Raw genomic sequence first — 18,498 nt, 5'->3', positions numbered from 1 at the left:
TCCAGAGAACGAGACGCTATCAATGAATGTCCATGACGTGCAGCAGGTCCGCTCGTTCGAACATCCGGGCGCGGGACGGAAGCGGGCCAAGGCGACGCCGAAGGGGCGCCAAGTCGACCCGACCGCAGCGCACGAGATCGAGCTTCTGCTCGGCGACCGGCCGCGGCGGCGCGATCTCCTGATCGAGCATCTGCACCTGATCCAGGACAAGTATCACCAGATCTCGGCCGCGCATCTCGCAGCCCTGGCCGACGAGATGAAGTTATCCTTTGCGGAAGTGTTCGAGACCGCGACCTTCTACGCGCATTTCGACGTGGTGAAGGAGGGCGAGCCGGATATTGCGCCGCTGACTATCCGCGTCTGCGATTCGCTGACCTGCGCCATGATGGGTGCTGAGCAGTTGCTGCAGGAATTGCAGCGTGGCGCCGGACCCGAGGTGCGCGTGGTGCGGGCGCCCTGCGTCGGACTGTGCGACGTGGCGCCGGTGGCCGAGGTCGGCCATCACTACGTTTTCAAGGCGACCGCGCCCGAAGTGCTGGCAACCGCGGCGCGTGGCGAGGTTCATCCCGAAATTCCGCCCTATGTCGATTACGACAGCTATGTGAAGGACGGCGGCTACAAGCTGTTGGGCGACCTGCGCGCCGGCCGCGTCAGCAAGGAAGACATTCTGAAAGCGCTCGACGATTCCAGCCTGCGCGGCCTCGGCGGCGCCGGCTTTCCGACGGGGCGCAAGTGGCGCGCGGTACTCGGCGAGCCCGGACCGCGGCTGATGGCGGTGAATGGCGACGAGGGTGAGCCCGGTACCTTCAAGGATCGCTTCTATCTGTTGCGCGACGTGCATCGCTTCATCGAGGGTACGCTGATCGGCGCTCACATCGTCGATGCGACCGATGTCTATATCTATCTGCGCGACGAATACCCGGCGGCGCTCAAGGTGCTTCCCCTCGAACTCGCCAAGCTGCCGCCCGGCGGCCCTACGATCCACGTCCGTCGTGGCGCCGGCGCCTATATCTGCGGCGAGGAATCCTCGCTGCTGGAAAGCATCGAAGGCAAGCGCGGCCTGCCGCGACACAAGCCGCCATACCCGTTCCAGGTCGGGCTGTTCGGCCTGCCGACGCTGATCAACAATATCGAGACGTTGTTCTGGGTGCGTGACATCGTCGAGAAGGGGCCGTCCTGGTGGAACTCGTTCGGTCGCAACGGCCGCCACGGGCTTCGCAGCTATTCGGTTTCCGGCCGCGTCAAGAATCCGGGCGTGAAGCTTGCGCCTGCCGGCCTGACGGTGCGTGAACTGATCGACGAATTCTGCGGCGGCATGGCTGATGGCCACACGTTCCACGCCTATCTGCCGGGCGGCGCGTCGGGCGGCATCCTGCCGGCGTCGATGGACAACATCCCGCTCGATTTCGGCACGCTGGAAAAATACGGCTGCTTCATCGGTTCCGCCGCCGTGATCATCATGTCCGAGCAGGACAGCGTGAAGGACGCGGCGCTGAACCTGATGAAATTCTTCGAGGATGAGAGCTGCGGCCAGTGCACGCCGTGCCGGGTCGGGACCCAGAAGGCGGCGCAGTTGATGCAGCGTCCGGTCTGGGATCGCGAACTGCTCGACCAGTTGAGCCAGGCTATGCGCGATGCCTCGATCTGCGGGTTAGGGCAGGCGGCCTCGAATCCGCTGACCTCAGTGATTAAATATTTTCCGGAAGAATTCGTGCCGAAAGAGGCCGCGGAATGACGAAGATTCAATTCGAACTCGACGGCAAGCAGGTCGAGGCCAACGCGGGCGAGACCATCTGGCAAGTGGCGAAACGCCACCAGAAGGAAATCCCGCATCTCTGCTATTCGCCGGAGCCTGACTACCGGCCCGACGGAAACTGCCGCGCCTGCATGGTCGAGATCGAGGGCGAGCGGGTGCTGGCGGCGTCCTGCAAGCGCACGCCAAGCGTCGGCATGAAGGTGAAGACCGAGAGCGCGCGTGCGGTTGCTGCGCAGAAGATGGTGATGGAATTGCTGGTCGCCGACCAGCCGGCGCGCGAGACCTCGCACGACCCCGATTCGAAATTCTGGCACTGGGCCGAAAAGGTCGAGGTCACCGAGAGCCGCTTCCCCGCCGCCGAGCGGTGGCAGAGCGACACCAGCCATCCCGCGATGAGCGTCAATCTCGACGCCTGCATCCAGTGCGGTCTCTGCGTGCGCGCCTGCCGCGAAGTGCAGGTCAACGACGTCATCGGCATGGCCTATCGCAATGCCGACGCCAAGATCGTGTTCGACTTCGACGATCCCATGGGTGAGTCCACCTGCGTCGCCTGCGGCGAGTGCGTGCAGGCCTGCCCGACCGGTGCGCTGATGCCGTCGGTCATGCTGGACGAGAAGCAGACCCGCGTCACCTATGCCGACAAGAAGGTGGATTCGCTGTGCCCGTTCTGCGGCGTCGGCTGCCAGGTCACCTATCAGGTCAAGGACGAGAAGGTCATCTATGCCGAGGGCCGCGACGGTCCCGCCAACCACAACCGGCTCTGCGTCAAGGGCCGCTTCGGCTTTGACTACATCCACCATCCGCATCGCCTGACCAAGCCGCTGGTGCGGCTGCCGAACGCGAAGAAGGACGCCAACGACCAGGTCGATCCGGCCAATCCGTTCACGCATTTCCGCGAAGCGTCGTGGGAAGAGGCGCTGGATATTGCAGCGAAAGGCCTCGTCAAGATTCGCGACGAGAAGGGCGTGAAAGCGCTCGCCGGCTTCGGCTCCGCCAAGGGCTCGAACGAAGAGGCATACCTGTTCCAGAAGCTGGTGCGCACCGGCTTCGGCTCGAACAACGTCGACCATTGCACCCGGCTGTGCCACGCCTCCTCGGTGGCGGCGCTGTTCGAAGGTCTGAGTTCGGGCGCGGTGTCGGCGCCGTTCGCAGCCGCAATGGACGCCGAGGTCATCATTGTGATCGGTGCCAACCCGACGGTGAACCATCCGGTCGCTGCGACCTACATCAAGAACGCGGCGAAAAAGGGCGCGAAACTCTTCGTGCTGGATCCGCGCAGGCAGACGCTGTCGCGTCACGCGACGAAGCATTTGCAGTTCAAGCCGGGCTCCGACGTCGCCATGCTCAATGCGATGATCAACACGATCATTACCGAAGGCCTGACCGACGACCAGTACATTGCGGGTTACACCGAGGGATTCCAGGACCTCGAGGAGAAGATCAAGGAGTTCACGCCGGAGAAGATGGCGCCGATCTGCGGCATCGATGCCGAGACCCTCCGCGAGGTCGCTAGAACCTATGCCCGCGCAAAGTCCTCGATCATCTTCTGGGGCATGGGCATCAGCCAGCATGTCCACGGTACCGATAACGCGCGCTGCCTGATTGCGCTTGCCCTGATCACCGGTCAGGTCGGCCGCCCCGGCACTGGGTTGCATCCGCTCCGCGGTCAGAACAACGTGCAGGGCGCCTCCGACGCCGGCCTGATCCCGATGTTCCTGCCCGACTACCAGCCCGTCGGCCGCGACGACATGCGCGGCAACTTCGAGAAGTTGTGGGACCAGGACCTCGATCCCGTCCGCGGCCTCACCGTGGTCGAGATCATGAATGCGATTCACGCCGGCGAGATCAAGGGCATGTACATCGAGGGCGAGAACCCCGCGATGTCCGACCCCGATCTCCAGCATGCGCGCCATGCGCTCGCTATGCTCGATCATCTCGTGGTGCAAGATCTCTTTGTTACCGAGACCGCGTTCCACGCCGACGTCATCCTGCCGGCCTCTGCGTTCGCGGAAAAGGACGGTTCGTTCACCAACACCGATCGCCGCGTGCAGCTCGCGCGGCAGGTGATCAAGCCGCCGGGTGACGCGCGGCAGGATCTCTGGATCATCCAGGAGATCGGCAAGCGCATGGGGCTGCCGTGGAATTATTCGGGTCCCGGCGACGTCTACACCGAGATGGCGCAGCTGATGCCCTCGCTCAAGAACATTAGCTGGGAACGGTTGGTGCGCGAAGGAGCCGTCACCTATCCGGCGGATGATCCGAGCAAGCCCGGCAATGAGATCATCTTCACGACCGGCTTCCCGACCGCGAGCGGCCGCGGCAAGATCGTGCCCGCCAAAGTGATCCCGCCGGATGAGCTGCCCGACGCCGAATATCCGATGGTGCTGTCCACGGGGCGCGTGCTTGAGCACTGGCACACTGGCTCGATGACGCGGCGTGCGCAGGTGCTCGACCAGATCGAGCCGGAGGCGGTGGCGTTCATGTCGCCCAAGGACATGCGCAAGCTCAGCGTCTGGCCCGGCGATTTCATCCGCCTGGAGACCCGCCGCGGCGCCGTCGAGGTCAAGGTGCGCTCCGACCACGACGTTCCGGAGAACATGGTGTTCATGCCGTTCTGCTACGCGGAGGCGGCGGCGAACCTGCTGACCAACCCCGCGCTCGATCCGTTCGGCAAGATTCCCGAATTCAAGTTCTGCGCCGTGCGCGCGGAAAAGGTCGCGCTGCAGTCGGCGGCCGAGTAGGGCGGTCTTTCAGAATTCTCCGTCATTGCGAGGAGCGTAGCGACGAAGCAATCCATCTCTCCTCATGCGTGGAGGGATGGATTGCTTCGCTCGCAATGACGGGAGCTCGCAATGAGGGGAAGTCGTGCAGTCTGGATACCCGAAGCGCTATTCGGGACCCAGTGACCGCGCATCACTGCGCGGGAAGCACAAAGATCTGGCCGGGATAGATCAGGTTGGGATTGCGGATCTGTTCCCGGTTCGCCTTGTAGATCACCGAATAGCGCGTGCCCGCGCCGTAGGAGAGCTGGCTGAGGCGCCAGAGGCTGTCGCCGCGGGAGACTGTGGTGGTCGTGATCTTCGGCACGACCACGGTCGAGGACGGCGAGCTGCCGTCAGGCAGAACGACACCGCCTGCAGCCGCAAGCTGCGGCTGTTGTGATGCGCTCGAGTCCGCGCGCTTGGACTGCCCTGACACGGATGCGGTCACCGCGGTGTCGGGAACGTTGAACGGCACTTCGGCGCGTGCGCGCACCGAGCCGGAGCTCGACGCTTCGTCCAGCCTGACACGGTAATCGCCCGGCGCGACCCCTTCATTGATCGTGACCGCAAAACGTCCATCCGCGCCGGCCGTCACCGAGGTGACGAAGCTGTCGTTGAGATAAAGCCGCAAGCCCGCGCCGGGGCGCGCCTGGCCGCTTACATGGAACTTGCCGCCCGGCTCGATCTCGACGGCCTCCACAACCACGGCGCCTGCCGCCGGCTTTGACCCGGCCGGCTGCGACAGCACGACCGTGGGCTTGTCCGGCGTCACCAGCGCCACCATCGGCCGTTCGGTCGATTTCGGCTCCAGCGCCGTCGTCACGCGCTGCTTGGATATCATCAGCTTGCCGTCCGCCTGTTTGGCGCGCAGCGTCAGGTCGTACGTGCCTGACGGAAGCCGAGGCGGGATCATGACGAACTGCCCGGATGGATCCGCGACCGCGCGATCATGCACTTCGCCGTTGCGCAACAGCTCCACCGTTGCGCCGGGCGTCGCCCGACCCGCGATAACGGCTTCGCCCGACGGCTCGATGCGGGCAACGTCGAACGTCGGCACGCCGTCGCTGTTCTCCGGCGCTGGTGGCGGTCCGATCAGCGCATCCACCACGGCGTTGGCCTCCGCCTTCGCCGTTGCCAGCGGGGTTGGACTCGGCTCACGCCCGTCCGATGCGGGCGCCGAGATCGCCGGCGCAGTTGTTGCGGCGGTGGTATCAGCCGGCGCCTCGCGGCCGACGTAGAAGATGGTGGCGGCAACTGCCACGCCACAGGCCGCAACAAGGGCAATGATGGAGATGATGGTTCGGGGCGCCGATATGGCAGTCATGGTAATCGTCCGTCTGCCGGATCGTTGGCTCACCGGTATTCTATACCGTATTGAGCAGGGTGGGTACCCGTTTGCACCCGCAAAAACACGGCTTTCGGCAGGCCAGCCTACAACCAGCCGGCGCGGCGGAAGCGCCAGAACAATTCTACGCATACGAGCAGGATCGTGCCAATCACGCCGAAATAGCCGTATTCCCACTCCAGTTCCGGCATATGTTTGAAATTCACGCCGTAGATGCCCGGGATCGCGGTCGGGACCGCGATGATGGCCAGCCATGACGCCAGCTTCTTGGACACCGCGGTTTCCTGCGCCTGGCCGACCAGCAGGCTCGCCTCGAAGGCAAAGGCCAGCACCTCGCGAAGCGAATCGATTCGCTCCTGCACGGTGCGGACATGGTCGGTGACGTCGCGGAACAGCGGCCGCATCGCCGGCCGCACCATCGGCAGATTGTCGTGCTCGAGCCGGCGGCAGACCTCGACCAGCGGGCCGACCGCATTGCGCAGACGCAACAGGTCGCGACACAGCATGTACAGCCGCTCGATCTGCGCCCGCTGATGCGCATGGTCGGCGTCCTCGATCGCAAGGTCATGTAACTCGAACTGCCGCTGCACACGGCTGAGTACCGTCATGTCAGGCTCGTGCAGGCCGATCCAGACCACGTGGTCGGGTTTTGCTGCGCCAGCTCGAGGCTTCATCGATGGCGATATTGGCGACGCGCCGTCCCTCGACATAGACGCCGGCCGCGACCACGCCGTCGGAGGTAATCGGCTCGGTCTGTGCAAATCGAACATGCTGGTGAACCCCGACGATCTTTATGCCGTACCTATGTGAAAGGACCGCCGCGCCTCTCGAAATCATATGCGCGTCTTCGCATGTTCGATCATCCGGCGCGCACCTCGCGCCATATCGGGAGTACGGAACATGACTCTTTTGTATTCGCATCATGACCGGTGGCATGGTCCGGCTAGCGGTTTCTCCGTCGGCCGCACTTTCCGCCGCATACGCAGTACGCTGAGGACGATCCACCGCGCGATCGCCGTCGCAAAGATCCGACGGCTTCGCAACGAACTGCGGCTGCACGCAGCGACTCGTGTGAACCGGTCGCGCCAACGTGACGTGGAAGCTTATGGCGACCGGTTTCCGCGTCAGCCGCTGCACCTCGGCGGGAAATGGGATCTCTGACATGCGAAAATCTTCATCCATATCGGCCGCGCTGTTGCGCGCACTGGCCCGCTTGCTGACATGGTTCGGCAACGAGCCGATCAGGGCTTATCGCCCGGAAGCCTATTACATGCGCGGTCCAGGACCGGCGTGGCGGGCAAAGCACGGCGAGGGTTGACCCAGGCCTTCGTCAGAAACGCGCCGCGGCTTCGACCGCGGCGCTTGGCTGCTTCATCCAACGCGGGTTCAACTCCCACCGTTTTCGCCGCGTCGGTCCTAATAGTGCAAACGCGACAAATAGATTGCCGTCCTTAGCGCGATTAGCCCGGCTACCAACCCTCCGGCTGAAACGATTGCAAGCGTGCCCAGGCAGAGCCCTTTAATGGTCGGCAAGCGCAGCTTGGCCGTAATGATCTTGATCCCGCTTTTGCGATCCGCGGAACGAAGCGAGCCGTCGAAGTGATGCGTCAGCATCGACATATCTGGAATTCCTTTTTGCGTCGCCGCAGCAAATGCTGCGCGGTTGGACCGATGATGTATCGCGACGCCGTAGGAATGCGAGAGGCTCGACGGCTCTGTCGCATAGGAGAATTATAAGCGGGGTGGAGTTCATCCTGCCGCGCGCTAAGCCTGTGCTTTGCGGGATGGCAAACCCCTGAACAGATCTTGATCCGGTTTCGGGCGCCGCCTTACTGGCGCCGTGTCTGCTTCCGGCATGCCAAGGGCCGCAGCGAAAGCCTGCTTCAGTCGTGGCTCGTCGATCTGCGCGAGATAGTGGCGCAAGACCGCAGATGCGGTCTCGTCATGCTGGAAGATTGCCAGGCAGAGCTCGGCACTGGTTCTCCTGAAAAAGCGGAATTCGCTCTCGTGTTCTTGTCGGCCACATCGGTCCAGTTCCTGCGCAATCGCCAGGATGGTGAAGCGGTCGGTGTCATCGATGGTTACGGCGAAACGCAGGATCGCAAGATGCCATGCGCGTAGTTTTCTCTCATGCTGCGCAATCGGTCTTTCCTTGCCTATTGCAGCGCCGGGGCCGAGGTTTGTGTACGGGGACCGATAGTGCAGCATGACGTCAGGCCTGCGCGGCCCCGATCGGCTATTCGGCGGCGAAGTCGGCAAGCGCCCGCGCCACCTGCGCTTTGGCCGCTTCATCCAGTTCGACGATCGGTAAACGGGTTTTGGGATGCATCAGCCCGAGCAGGCTCAGCGCATATTTCAGGGCAGACGGAACGTCGTTCGACAGGCAAGTCGCCAGTCCGTCGAGGCGCCTTTGCAATCGCCGTGCTGATTGCAGCCGGTCCTGCCGCAAGTTCGAAAAGATGGTCCGGCACATGTCCGGTGAAATATTGGAGACCGGCGAAATGCAGCCATCGCCGCCACCGGCGATGAAGCCGAAGGCGGTGCGGTCGTCCCCGGACAGCAGTCGAAAGCTGGCGGGCACCAGTAAACGCAAGCGCGATGGACGGGATGCGTCACCCGTCGCATCCCTCAAGCCTGCGAACTTCCTGGACTGGGCCAGAAGGGCAATGGTCTCGTCCGCCAGCGAGCGGACGGTTCGCGCCGGAATGTCGTGCAGGATCACCGGCAGCGCGGTGGAGGCGGCGATGGCGCGGAAGTGCGCGACCATGCCCTCCTGCATCGGCTTGTTGTAGTAGGGCACCACCGACAGCACGGCATCCGCGCCGGCGCGCTCGGCACGCATCGTCAATTCGATCGCCCGATCGGTCGAATTGGAGCCGGCGCCCGCAATGATGCGGGCGCGGCCCTGCGCGGTCTCGACAGCGCAGCAAATGAGGCGAAGCCTCTCCGCCGCCGTCAGCGTCGACATCTCACCGGCGGTCTCGCCGACGACGATCGCCGAAGCGCCGGCATCGATCTGGCGTTCGCACAGCGCCGCGAACGCGTCGAGATCGGGTTCGTCATCCTCGTCGAACGGGGTCGGAAGATCGGCGATGTAGCCGGCGAGCCAGCTTGTCGGGGTTGCCAGCGAGATCATGGGGATCAGAAGGTTCGGCTGAACTCGGTAGGGTTACCGGAGGCTAACCGGCTGGCGGGGCTGAGGCTGCCATGCATGTCGAGTTCGATCTCGCGCGACAGTTCGACGATCGTTTCCGGGTGATGTCCGTTCTCGAACAGTGCGTATTTCATTGCCTGGGCGCGGTTGACGAACAGGCCGCCATAGAGGCCGTTCTGCTCCTGGGCGACCCACTGGCCGCGCCGGTTTCGGCCAATGAAGACGATGGTTGACGCCGCGATACACGATGGAGGTTCGACGAGTTTCATGTTGGTATTCCCTTCACGAGACGGGTAGGTGGCCTTGAATATCTTTGCGGCCGGATATGAATTCGAGCGGAGTGCGCGGGCCATCTCATAAGCGTTGCATAGGATCGCGATCGCTTTCGATGAACGGTCAGCCGAGCCCGATCGCAGCCAACCCGGCAGGTTCGACCAATGTTGCTCGAGGGCCCGCCTCAGGCGAAATTGTCGCTGTAGATCGGCTGGTAGAAGGTGTCCGCGGGCAGCGGTGCGTTCGGCACGCTGGTCCGGCTCGACGGCGCGCTGACGCGCTGGGCCTCAACGAACGCGCTCAGGATCGCCAGCGCCAGGTCGGCGTGGCGGGCTTCGACCGACTGATCGAGCCAGTCAGGCAATTCGCGCTGCTGCGACAGCGCGCAGTACCATTCACCATCGTCATAGGCGAGGCGGCGAATCTGCCATTGCGGCAATTCCAGATCGATCAGCGCCAGCGCCGCGTCGGTCCAGGCCTGCGACTGGATCAGCCGCTCGATACGGGCGGTTCTGGCGTTTACTTGCCCAGAGGGAAAACGCCGGCAGGTCTCGCTGATGATGTCAGATAAAAACTCGGCCGTGACGCTGTAGGCATCGCGAAGCCGGTCGCCGAGCGTGGCAGGGCGGATTTGCTCGAGGAGAATCGACATGGCCGTATCTCTCTTTTGGCGCGGCTGATGCGATAGCCGCGCCGGCGAAATTGGTCAGATCGCCATTTGAAAACGAGAGGAGGTGAGGGACGGAGAAATAGGGATTTCATAAAGCAATTGGCCGTCCTTATGAGATTCCTATAACGTCGCCGCCCCTCCCGTCTCGAAAACCTATGCGGCCGGTGGCACCTCACGAACATCGAATATACCGGCCGTTCGTTCGGCCGACGATCTACGTCGCATAGGAACATCCCATGATGGACATCGTCATGCTGGCGCTCGCCCTCGGCTTCTTCGTGGCGGGCATCGGCTACGCCTACGCCTGCGAACGACTCTAGAGGAGCGTGCCATGATCTTCGATTATTCGCTCGCCGGCCTCGTCTCGCTCGGTCTGCTGTTTTACCTGACTTACGCCTTGCTTCGCCCCGAGCGGTTCTGAGCGCGCCATGATCACGCTGGTGGAAGTCATGCTGGCGTTTGTCGTCACATCGGCGCTCCTGCTCGCGCTCGTGCATCTGCTGCTGCCCGCAAGAAAATTCTGAAGGGGTTTCCGACAATGACTGTCATCGGCTGGTTTCAAATCATCCTGTACTGCGCGATCGTTGTCGCGCTCGTCAAACCGCTCGGCTGGTACATGACGCGGGTGTTCAACGGCGAGGCGACCTTCCTGTCACCGGTGCTGCGTCCCGTGGAGCGCGGCCTCTACTGGATCTCCGGCGTCGACGAGAGGCGTGAGCAGCATTGGCTGACCTATACGGTCTCGATGCTGCTGTTTCATGTTGGCGGCTTCCTGATCATCTACGGCCTGATGCGGCTGCAGGGATTGTTGCCGTTCAATCCGGCAGGACAGTCCGCCGTCGCGGAAGACCTGTCGTTCAACACCGCGATCTCCTTCATCACCAACACCAACTGGCAGAACTACGGCGGCGAAAGCACGCTGTCCTATCTGGTCCAGATGGTCGGCCTGACCCATCAGAACTTCTTGTCGGCGGCGACCGGCATCGCGCTCGCGGTGGCGCTGATCCGCGGCTTCTCGCGTTCCTCGATGCGCACCATCGGCAATTTCTGGGTCGATGTGACGCGCTGCACCCTCTATGTGCTGTTGCCGATCTGCATTGTCTACACGCTGTTCCTGGTCTGGCAGGGCATGCCGCAAACGCTCGGTGCCTATGTCGACGCGACGACACTGGAAGGCGCCAAGCAAACCATCGCAGTCGGTCCCGTCGCTTCGCAGGTCGCGATCAAGATGCTCGGCACCAATGGCGGCGGCTTCTTCAATGCCAACGCTGCGCATCCCTTCGAGAACCCGACCGCGCTGTCGAACTTCGTGCAGATGATCTCGATCTTCGCGCTCGGTGCCGCGCTGACCAACGTGTTCGGCCGCATGGTAGGTAACGAACGCCAGGGCTGGGCCATCCTCGCCGTGATGGGTGTGCTCTTTGTTGCAGGCGTCGCCATCACCTACTGGGCCGAAGCCAACGGTACCTCGACGCTTGCCTCGCTCGGCCTGACCGGGGGCAACATGGAGGGCAAGGAGGTCCGCTTCGGGATCGTCGCCTCCTCGCTGTTTGCGGTCATCACCACGGCGGCCTCCTGCGGCGCGGTCAATGCGATGCATGACAGCTTCACGGCGCTCGGCGGCATGATTCCGCTGATCAATATGCAACTCGGCGAGATCATCGTCGGCGGCGTCGGCGCTGGCATGTACGGCATGCTGCTGTTCGTCGTGCTGGCGATTTTCGTCGCTGGCCTGATGGTCGGCCGCACGCCGGAATATGTCGGCAAGAAGATCGAGGCGCGCGAGGTCAAGATGGCCATGCTTGCGATCCTGGTGCTGCCCTTGATGTATCTCGGCTGGACCGCGGTCGCCGTGGTGCTGCCCTCGGCGGTGGCCTCGATGGCCAATGCCGGCCCGCACGGCTTCACCGAGGTGCTGTACGCCTTCACCTCGGCGACCGGCAATAACGGTTCGGCCTTTGGCGGCCTGACCGGCAACACCTTCTTCTACAACCTCACGCTGGCGAGTTCGATGTTCGTTGGCCGCTTCTTCATGATCGTGCCGGCGATGGCGATCGCGGGCTCGCTTGCCGGGAAGAAATCGGTGCCGCCGTCCGCCGGCACGTTCCCGACCACCGGCGGCTTGTTCGTCGGCCTCGTCGTCGGCGTGATCCTCATCATCGGCGGACTCACCTTCTTCCCGGCGCTGGCGCTCGGACCGATCGTCGAGCATCTCTCGATGAACGCCAACACCTTGTTCTGATCGAACTGACCGGAGTGACATCCATGGAAACCGTGAAACTGCAGAAGAAGGTAAAGGCGTCGACCATGCTCGACGCGAAAATCCTCCTGCCTGCGATCAAGTCGTCCTTCGTCAAGCTCGATCCGCGACTGATGGTGAAAAGCCCGGTGATGTTCGTGGTCGAAATCGTGGCCGCGCTCACCACCGTCATCTTCATTCGCGACCTCGTGACCGGCGGCGCCAATCTCGCGTTCACCTTCCAGATCATCCTGTGGCTGTGGTTCACGGTGCTGTTCGCCAATTTCGCCGAAGCGGTGGCCGAAGGCCGCGGCAAGGCGCAGGCGGAATCGCTGAAGAAGACCCGCACCGAGAGCCAGGCGAAACTGCTCGAAGGTTCCGGGCGAAACTTCCGTCTCGTCCCCGGCACCGCGCTCAAGGTTGGCGACATCGTCCTGGTCGAGGCCGGCGACAATATTCCTTCCGACGGCGAGGTGATCGAAGGCGTCGCCTCGGTCAACGAAGCCGCCATAACCGGTGAATCCGCACCCGTGATCCGGGAATCCGGCGGCGACCGCTCGGCGGTGACCGGCGGCACGCAGGTGCTGTCCGACTGGATCCGCGTCCGCATCACGGCAGCCCAGGGCTCGACCTTCATCGACCGCATGATCAAGCTGGTGGAGGGCGCCGAGCGGCAGAAGACGCCGAACGAGATCGCGCTCAACATCCTGCTGGCGGGTCTCACCATCATCTTCGTGTTCGCCACCGTAACGATCCCGAGCTATGCGGCTTATGCCGGCGGTGCGATCTCGGTCGTGGTGCTGGTGGCGCTGTTTGTCACGCTGATCCCGACTACGATCGGCGCGCTATTGTCGGCGATCGGTATCGCCGGCATGGATCGCCTGGTGCGCTTCAACGTGCTCGCAATGTCCGGCCGAGCCGTTGAGGCCGCCGGCGATGTCGATACGCTGCTCTTGGACAAGACCGGCACGATCACGCTCGGCAACCGTCAGGCGACCGCATTCCGCCCGATCCGCGGTGTCAGCGAGCAGGATCTTGCGGATGCCGCGCAACTTGCTTCGCTGGCCGACGAAACCCCGGAGGGACGATCCATCGTTGTGCTGGCCAAGGAAAAATACGGTATCCGCGGCCGCGAAATGCACGAACTCAACGCGACCTTTGTGCCGTTCACCGCACAGACCCGGATGAGCGGCATCGATGCCGGCTCGTCTTCGGTCCGCAAGGGCGCGGTGGACGCGATCCTGAACTATGTCAACGGCGGCACGGCGCAGGCAGTGGCCAGCGGTAATGCCGTTCGCGCCATCCAGGCGAACGTCAACACCGATGCGGCCCGCGAGCTGCAGGCCATTTCCGATGAGATCTCGAAGGAAGGTGGCACGCCGCTGGCGGTCGCAAAGGATGGCCGGCTGCTGGGCGTCATTCACCTCAAGGATATCGTCAAGGGCGGCATCCGTGAGCGCTTTGCCGAATTGCGCCGCATGGGCATCCGCACCGTGATGATCACCGGCGACAATCCGATGACGGCGGCCGCGATCGCGGCTGAAGCCGGCGTCGACGATTTCCTGGCGCAGGCGACCCCGGAGGACAAGCTGAAGCTGATCCGCGACGAGCAGGCCAAGGGCAAGCTGGTGGCGATGTGCGGCGATGGCACCAACGACGCGCCCGCGCTCGCGCAGGCTGACGTCGGCGTCGCCATGAACACGGGAACGCAGGCCGCACGCGAGGCCGGCAACATGGTCGACCTCGACTCCAACCCGACCAAGCTGATCGAGGTGGTCGAGATCGGCAAGCAGCTCCTGATGACCCGCGGCGCGCTCACCACGTTCTCGATCGCCAACGACGTCGCCAAGTATTTTGCGATCATCCCGGCGATGTTCCTGGCGTTCTATCCGCAGCTCGAGGTGCTCAACATCATGCAGCTTTCGAGCCCGCAGAGCGCCATCCTGTCGGCGATCATCTTCAACGCGTTGATCATCATTGCGCTGATCCCGCTGGCGCTGAAAGGCGTTGCCTATCGCGCGGTCGGGGCAGGCGCGCTGCTGCGCCGTAACCTGCTGATTTACGGCCTCGGCGGAATCATCGTTCCCTTCATCGGCATCAAGGCCATCGATCTCGTCGTCTCGGCCTTGGGGCTGGCTTGACGCCTTAACCGTCATTGCGAGCGCAGCGAAGTAATCCATATCGCCGCACACACAGAATGGATTGCTTCGTCGCTTCGCTCCTCGCAATGACGAACTAATGGAGACCACCAATGCTCAGAGAAATCCGCCCCGCCATCCTGGTCCTGCTGCTGCTCACCGCCATCACGGGCCTTGCCTATCCGCTCGCCATGACCGCGATCGCCGGCGTGATCTTCCCGAAGCAGGCGCAAGGTAGCCTGATCGAGAAGGACGGCAAGGTGATCGGCTCGGCCCTGATCGGCCAAGAATTCAAGGACGACAAATATTTCCATGGCCGCCTCTCCGCGACCTCGGCGCCGGACCCGGCCGATCCGAGCAAGACCGTGCCCGCGCCCTATAACGCCGCCAATTCCGGCGGCTCCAACCTCGGTCCGACCAGCAAGGCGCTGGCTGACCGGATCAAGGAAGACGTCGAGAAGCTGAAGACTGAAAACCCGTCCGTGCCTGTGCCGGTCGATCTCGTCACGACGTCCGGCAGCGGGCTCGATCCCGATATCTCGCCCGAGGGCGCGCTATTCCAGGTGCCGCGGGTCGCCAAGGCTCGTAACCTGCCGGAAGCACGTGTCCGTGAACTGGTCATGGAGCACACCCAGGGCCGCATGGCAGGATTGCTCGGCGAACCGCGCGTTAACGTATTGGCGTTGAATCTGGCATTGGACGAGGCTTCCAAATGAGACCAGCTAGGCTCACCGGCGGGTGAGGACTATATTGCCGCATGGTCCAAACCCGCCGCGACCCCGAACAACGTCCTTCGCCGGAGGCTTTGCTGGAGGCAGCCCGGCGCGAGGACAGCCGCGCGGGCCGGCTGAAGATTTTCGTCGGCGCGGCGCCGGGCGTCGGCAAGACCTACGAGATGCTGCAAAGCGCCCATGCCAAAAAGAAGGCGGGCGCCGATGTCGTGGTAGGGATCGTCGAAACCCACGGGCGGGCGGAAACCGAAGCGCTGCTGAAAGGCCTCGAAGTGCTGCCGCGCCGGCGGCTTGCCTACAAGGAGCAGACGCTCGAGGAGATGGACCTCGATGCGCTGATCGCGCGTCGGCCGCAGATCGCTCTCGTTGATGAGCTCGCCCACACCAACGCGCCGGGCAGCCGCCATCCCAAGCGTTATCTCGATGTCGAGGAGCTGCTGTCGCATGGCATCGACGTCTATACCGCTGTCAACATCCAGCACATCGAAAGCCTCAACGACGTGGTCGCGCAGATCACGCATGTGCGGGTGCGTGAGACGGTACCGGACAAGGTGTTCGACCGCGCCGACGCCATCGAGCTGATCGACCTCACGCCTGACGACCTGATCCAGCGTCTGAAGGAGGGCAAGGTTTATGTCCCCAAGCAGGCCGAGCGCGCGCTGGAGCATTATTTTTCGCCGGGCAACCTGACCGCGCTGCGCGAACTGGCGCTGCGGCGTACTGCCGAGCGCGTCGACGAGCAGTTGCTCACCCATATGCAGGCCAACGCCATCGCCGGTCCCTGGGCCGCGGGCGAACGTATCCTGGTCTGCGTCAGCGAAGACCCGCGCGCCGCCGGCCTCGTGCGCTATACCAGGCGCCTGGCCGACCGGCTGCACGCGCCGTGGACCGCGATCAGCATCGAGACGCGGCGCAGCCTGCAGCTGAGCGACGAGCAGCGCGACCGGCTGGCCGACACCATGCGGCTTGCCGAAGCGCTCGGCGGCGAGGCGCTGACCATTCCCGGCGTCGGCCGCCGCATCGCCGACGACGTCATCCACTTCGCACATGCTAATAACGTCACGCAGATCATCATCGGCAAGTCGACTCGCTCATGGTGGTTCGAACTGACGCGCGGTTCCGTGGTGCACGATCTGGTGCGCCGCTCCGGCAATATCAGTGTCCACGTCATTGCCGGCGATGAGGAGGGCGTTGCGAAAGCGGCGGTGCAGACCGCGGCGCGGCAGGAGCCGTTCGAGGCGCGGCCTTATCTGATGGCGTTGCTGTTCGTTGCGATCAGCCTTGCCGCTGCCGCGCTGATCCAGCCCATGTTCGGAGGCATCGAGAACGTCGATCTGGTGTTTCTCACTGCCGTGGTCGCCGTCGCGGCCCGCTATGGGCTGTTGCCATCGCTGCTGGCGAGCGTCACGGCGTCGCTAAGCTATAATTTCTTCTTCCTGCCGCCAGTCTATAACTTCACCATTACCGAACCGACCAATATCGCGGCGTTCTTTTTCTTCATGCTGATTGCGATTCTGGTTTCCAATGTCGCAGCACGCGTGCGGTCTCAGGCCGATACCGCGATCGGCCGGGTCCGTACCACCGAATCGCTCTACGCCTTCAGCCGCAAGCTGGCCGGCACCGCGACGCTGGACGACGTGCTGTGGGCGACCGCCTACCAGATCGCGCTGATGCTGAAAGTGCGCGTGGTGCTGCTGCTGACCGAGGATGGCGTGCTCACCGTGAAGTCCGGCTATCCGCCGGAGGACCAGCTCGATCAGGCCGATCTCGCTGCCGCCAACTGGGCCTGGAGCAATGACCGTCCGGCGGGCCGTGGCTCCGACACGCTACCGGGCGCGAAGCGGCTGTTCCTGCCGATGCGGACGGGCCGCGGCGCGATCGGCGTCATCGGCATCGATGACGACCGCACCGGGCCGTTGCTGACACCGGATCAGCGCCGCCTCCTTGATGCGCTGGTCGATCAGGGCGCGCTCGCGATCGAGCGCGTGCTGCTGGTCGAGGACATGGACCGGGTCAAGCGCACGGTGGAATCCGACCGGCTGCGCGGCGCGCTGTTGACCTCGATCTCGCACGATCTGAAGACGCCGCTGGCCTCCGTGCTCGGCGCCGCCTCAACCCTGCGCGATCTCGGCTCCGGCCTCGACGACACGCAGAAGAACGAACTGCTTGCGACCATGATCGACGAATCCGAGCGGCTCAACCGCTTCATCGCCAATCTGCTCGACATGACCAAGCTGGAATCCGGCGCCATCGTGCCGAACACCGCGCGGCATGACGTCGGCGAGATCGTCGGCAGCGCGCTGCGGCGGGCCGGAAAAATCCTCGTGCACCACAAGGTATCGCTGGAGCTCGGCCCCAATCTGCCGATGCTGGAGCTCGACGCCGTGCTGTTCGAACAGGTGCTGTTCAACCTGCTCGACAATGCCGCCAAATATGCGCCGGCCGACACCACGATCTCGGTCAGGGGAATGCGCGATCAGGGCGTCGTCTCGCTGCAGATCCTCGACGAGGGCAACGGCATTCCGCCTGCAGAACTCGAAAGCGTGTTCGACAAGTTCTATCGCGCCGAGAAGGGCGATCACGTCCGTCCCGGCACTGGCCTTGGGCTTGCGATCTCCCGCGGCTTTGTCGAGGCGATGCACGGCACGATCTCGGCCGCCAACCGCAGCGACCGCAGCGGGGCGGTGATATCAATTCGGCTGCCGGTCCCGGCTGCCGACAACGCGCTGGATACCGCCGCATGAATTCGCCCGCGATCAAGGTTTTGGTCATCGACGACGAGCCGCCGATCCGCAAGCTGCTGCGGATGGGGCTGAGCACGCAAGGTTACGACATCCTCGAAGCCTCCAACGGCAAGCTGGCGCTGGAGAAGCTCGCCGAGAACCCGGCGCTGATCATCCTCGATCTGGGCCTGCCCGATATTCAGGGCCACGAACTGCTGCGCATGATCCGCGGCCGCAACGAAAGCGTGCCGATCGTGGTGCTGTCGAGCCGGGGCGATGAGGCCGGCAAGGTGCAGGCGCTCGATCTGGGCGCCGACGATTACCTGACCAAGCCGTTCGGGATGGACGAGCTGCTGGCGCGGATGCGCGCGGCGCTGCGGCACCAGTTGCAGGTGCAGGGCGAGCGGCCGGTGTTTCGCGCCGGCGATCTCTCGGTCGATCTGGTCCGCCGCATCGTCAAGGTCGGCGAGCGCGAGGTGAAGCTGTCGCCGAAGGAGTACGAATTGCTGCGCGTCCTGGTGCAGCATGCCGGCAAGGTGCTGACCCATCGCTTCCTGTTGAAGGAGCTGTGGGACGAACTGACCGATGCGCAATACCTGCGCGTCTATGTCCGTCAGCTCCGCCAGAAGATCGAAGCCGATCCGGAGCGACCGCAATTCGTGCTGACGGAGACCGGGATCGGCTACCGGTTGCGGGCGCCGGATTGA

The 18,498-nt window shown here is 63.7% G+C and carries 15 protein-coding genes and 1 pseudogene; 9 read left to right on the top strand and 7 right to left on the bottom strand.

Features of this window, described 5'->3' with window-relative positions; genetic code table 11:
• Positions 1-22: 22 nt before the first annotated feature.
• Together CQ12_RS12855 and fdhF are read left to right on the top strand one after the other, a co-directional pair.
• Positions 23-1,735, top strand: coding sequence for an NADH-ubiquinone oxidoreductase-F iron-sulfur binding region domain-containing protein (locus CQ12_RS12855; RefSeq protein WP_057835672.1), 1,713 nt, complete (start codon positions 23-25; stop codon positions 1,733-1,735).
• Entirely contained in the window at positions 1,732-4,497 is a 2,766-nt protein-coding gene (gene fdhF / locus CQ12_RS12850; RefSeq protein ID WP_057835671.1) for a formate dehydrogenase subunit alpha, read from the top strand. Before CQ12_RS12855 ends, fdhF begins: the two co-directional genes overlap by 4 nt.
• Before the next feature lie 172 nt (positions 4,498-4,669).
• Here fdhF and CQ12_RS12845 read toward each other — a convergent pair whose 3' ends face one another.
• Entirely contained in the window at positions 4,670-5,842 is a 1,173-nt protein-coding gene (locus CQ12_RS12845) for a LysM peptidoglycan-binding domain-containing protein (RefSeq protein WP_063799731.1), read from the bottom strand.
• Between the two features lie 107 nt (positions 5,843-5,949).
• A pseudogene (locus CQ12_RS12840) lies at positions 5,950-6,700 on the bottom strand (CorA family divalent cation transporter).
• A 325-nt stretch (positions 6,701-7,025) separates the two neighbouring features.
• Here CQ12_RS12840 and CQ12_RS43680 point away from each other — a divergent pair.
• A complete protein-coding gene (locus CQ12_RS43680; RefSeq protein ID WP_157088176.1) occupies positions 7,026-7,181 on the top strand; it encodes a hypothetical protein in 156 nt (51 codons plus the stop codon).
• A 98-nt stretch (positions 7,182-7,279) separates the two neighbouring features.
• Here CQ12_RS43680 and CQ12_RS12830 read toward each other — a convergent pair whose 3' ends face one another.
• From CQ12_RS12830 to CQ12_RS12810, 5 genes are all read right to left on the bottom strand, one after another.
• Entirely contained in the window at positions 7,280-7,483 is a 204-nt protein-coding gene (locus tag CQ12_RS12830) for a hypothetical protein (RefSeq protein WP_057835669.1), read from the bottom strand.
• 144 nt (positions 7,484-7,627) lie between these two features.
• Positions 7,628-8,071, bottom strand: coding sequence for a hypothetical protein (locus CQ12_RS42165; RefSeq protein WP_245309878.1), 444 nt, complete (start codon positions 8,069-8,071; stop codon positions 7,628-7,630).
• 28 nt (positions 8,072-8,099) lie between these two features.
• Positions 8,100-8,999 (bottom strand): 4-hydroxy-tetrahydrodipicolinate synthase, encoded by a 900-nt coding sequence (dapA, locus tag CQ12_RS12820; protein ID WP_057835667.1) that lies wholly within the window; start codon positions 8,997-8,999, stop codon positions 8,100-8,102.
• A 5-nt stretch (positions 9,000-9,004) separates the two neighbouring features.
• Positions 9,005-9,286 (bottom strand): hypothetical protein, encoded by a 282-nt coding sequence (locus tag CQ12_RS12815; RefSeq protein WP_057835733.1) that lies wholly within the window; start codon positions 9,284-9,286, stop codon positions 9,005-9,007.
• 188 nt (positions 9,287-9,474) lie between these two features.
• On the bottom strand, positions 9,475-9,942 hold the full coding sequence (locus tag CQ12_RS12810; RefSeq protein WP_057835666.1) for a hypothetical protein: 468 nt from the start codon (positions 9,940-9,942) through the stop codon (positions 9,475-9,477).
• Positions 9,943-10,291: 349 nt separating this feature from the next.
• Here CQ12_RS12810 and CQ12_RS12805 point away from each other — a divergent pair, with 349 nt between their 5' ends.
• From CQ12_RS12805 to CQ12_RS12780, 6 genes are all read left to right on the top strand, one after another.
• Positions 10,292-10,381, top strand: a complete 90-nt coding sequence (locus tag CQ12_RS12805; RefSeq protein ID WP_016846764.1) for a K(+)-transporting ATPase subunit F — start codon at positions 10,292-10,294, stop codon at positions 10,379-10,381.
• A 117-nt stretch (positions 10,382-10,498) separates the two neighbouring features.
• The gene (kdpA, locus tag CQ12_RS12800) at positions 10,499-12,202 is read left to right on the top strand and encodes a potassium-transporting ATPase subunit KdpA (protein ID WP_057835665.1); all 1,704 of its coding nucleotides are present in this window, start codon (positions 10,499-10,501) and stop codon (positions 12,200-12,202) included.
• Positions 12,203-12,225: 23 nt separating this feature from the next.
• Positions 12,226-14,340, top strand: coding sequence for a potassium-transporting ATPase subunit KdpB (gene kdpB / locus CQ12_RS12795; RefSeq protein WP_057835664.1), 2,115 nt, complete (start codon positions 12,226-12,228; stop codon positions 14,338-14,340).
• 110 nt (positions 14,341-14,450) lie between these two features.
• Positions 14,451-15,053, top strand: coding sequence for a K(+)-transporting ATPase subunit C (locus tag CQ12_RS12790; protein ID WP_057835663.1), 603 nt, complete (start codon positions 14,451-14,453; stop codon positions 15,051-15,053).
• Positions 15,054-15,094: 41 nt separating this feature from the next.
• The gene (locus CQ12_RS12785) at positions 15,095-17,812 is read left to right on the top strand and encodes a sensor histidine kinase (RefSeq protein WP_057835662.1); all 2,718 of its coding nucleotides are present in this window, start codon (positions 15,095-15,097) and stop codon (positions 17,810-17,812) included.
• Complete coding sequence (locus CQ12_RS12780; protein ID WP_057835661.1) at positions 17,809-18,498, top strand: response regulator transcription factor; 690 nt, start codon at positions 17,809-17,811, stop codon at positions 18,496-18,498. Before CQ12_RS12785 ends, CQ12_RS12780 begins: the two co-directional genes overlap by 4 nt.

Origin of the sequence: Bradyrhizobium jicamae (assembly GCF_001440395.1) — a bacterium.
GTDB lineage: Bacteria > Pseudomonadota > Alphaproteobacteria > Rhizobiales > Xanthobacteraceae > Bradyrhizobium > Bradyrhizobium jicamae.
Note: the sequence above shows the minus strand (reverse complement) of the source record. Positions and strands in the feature narration are given on the sequence as shown.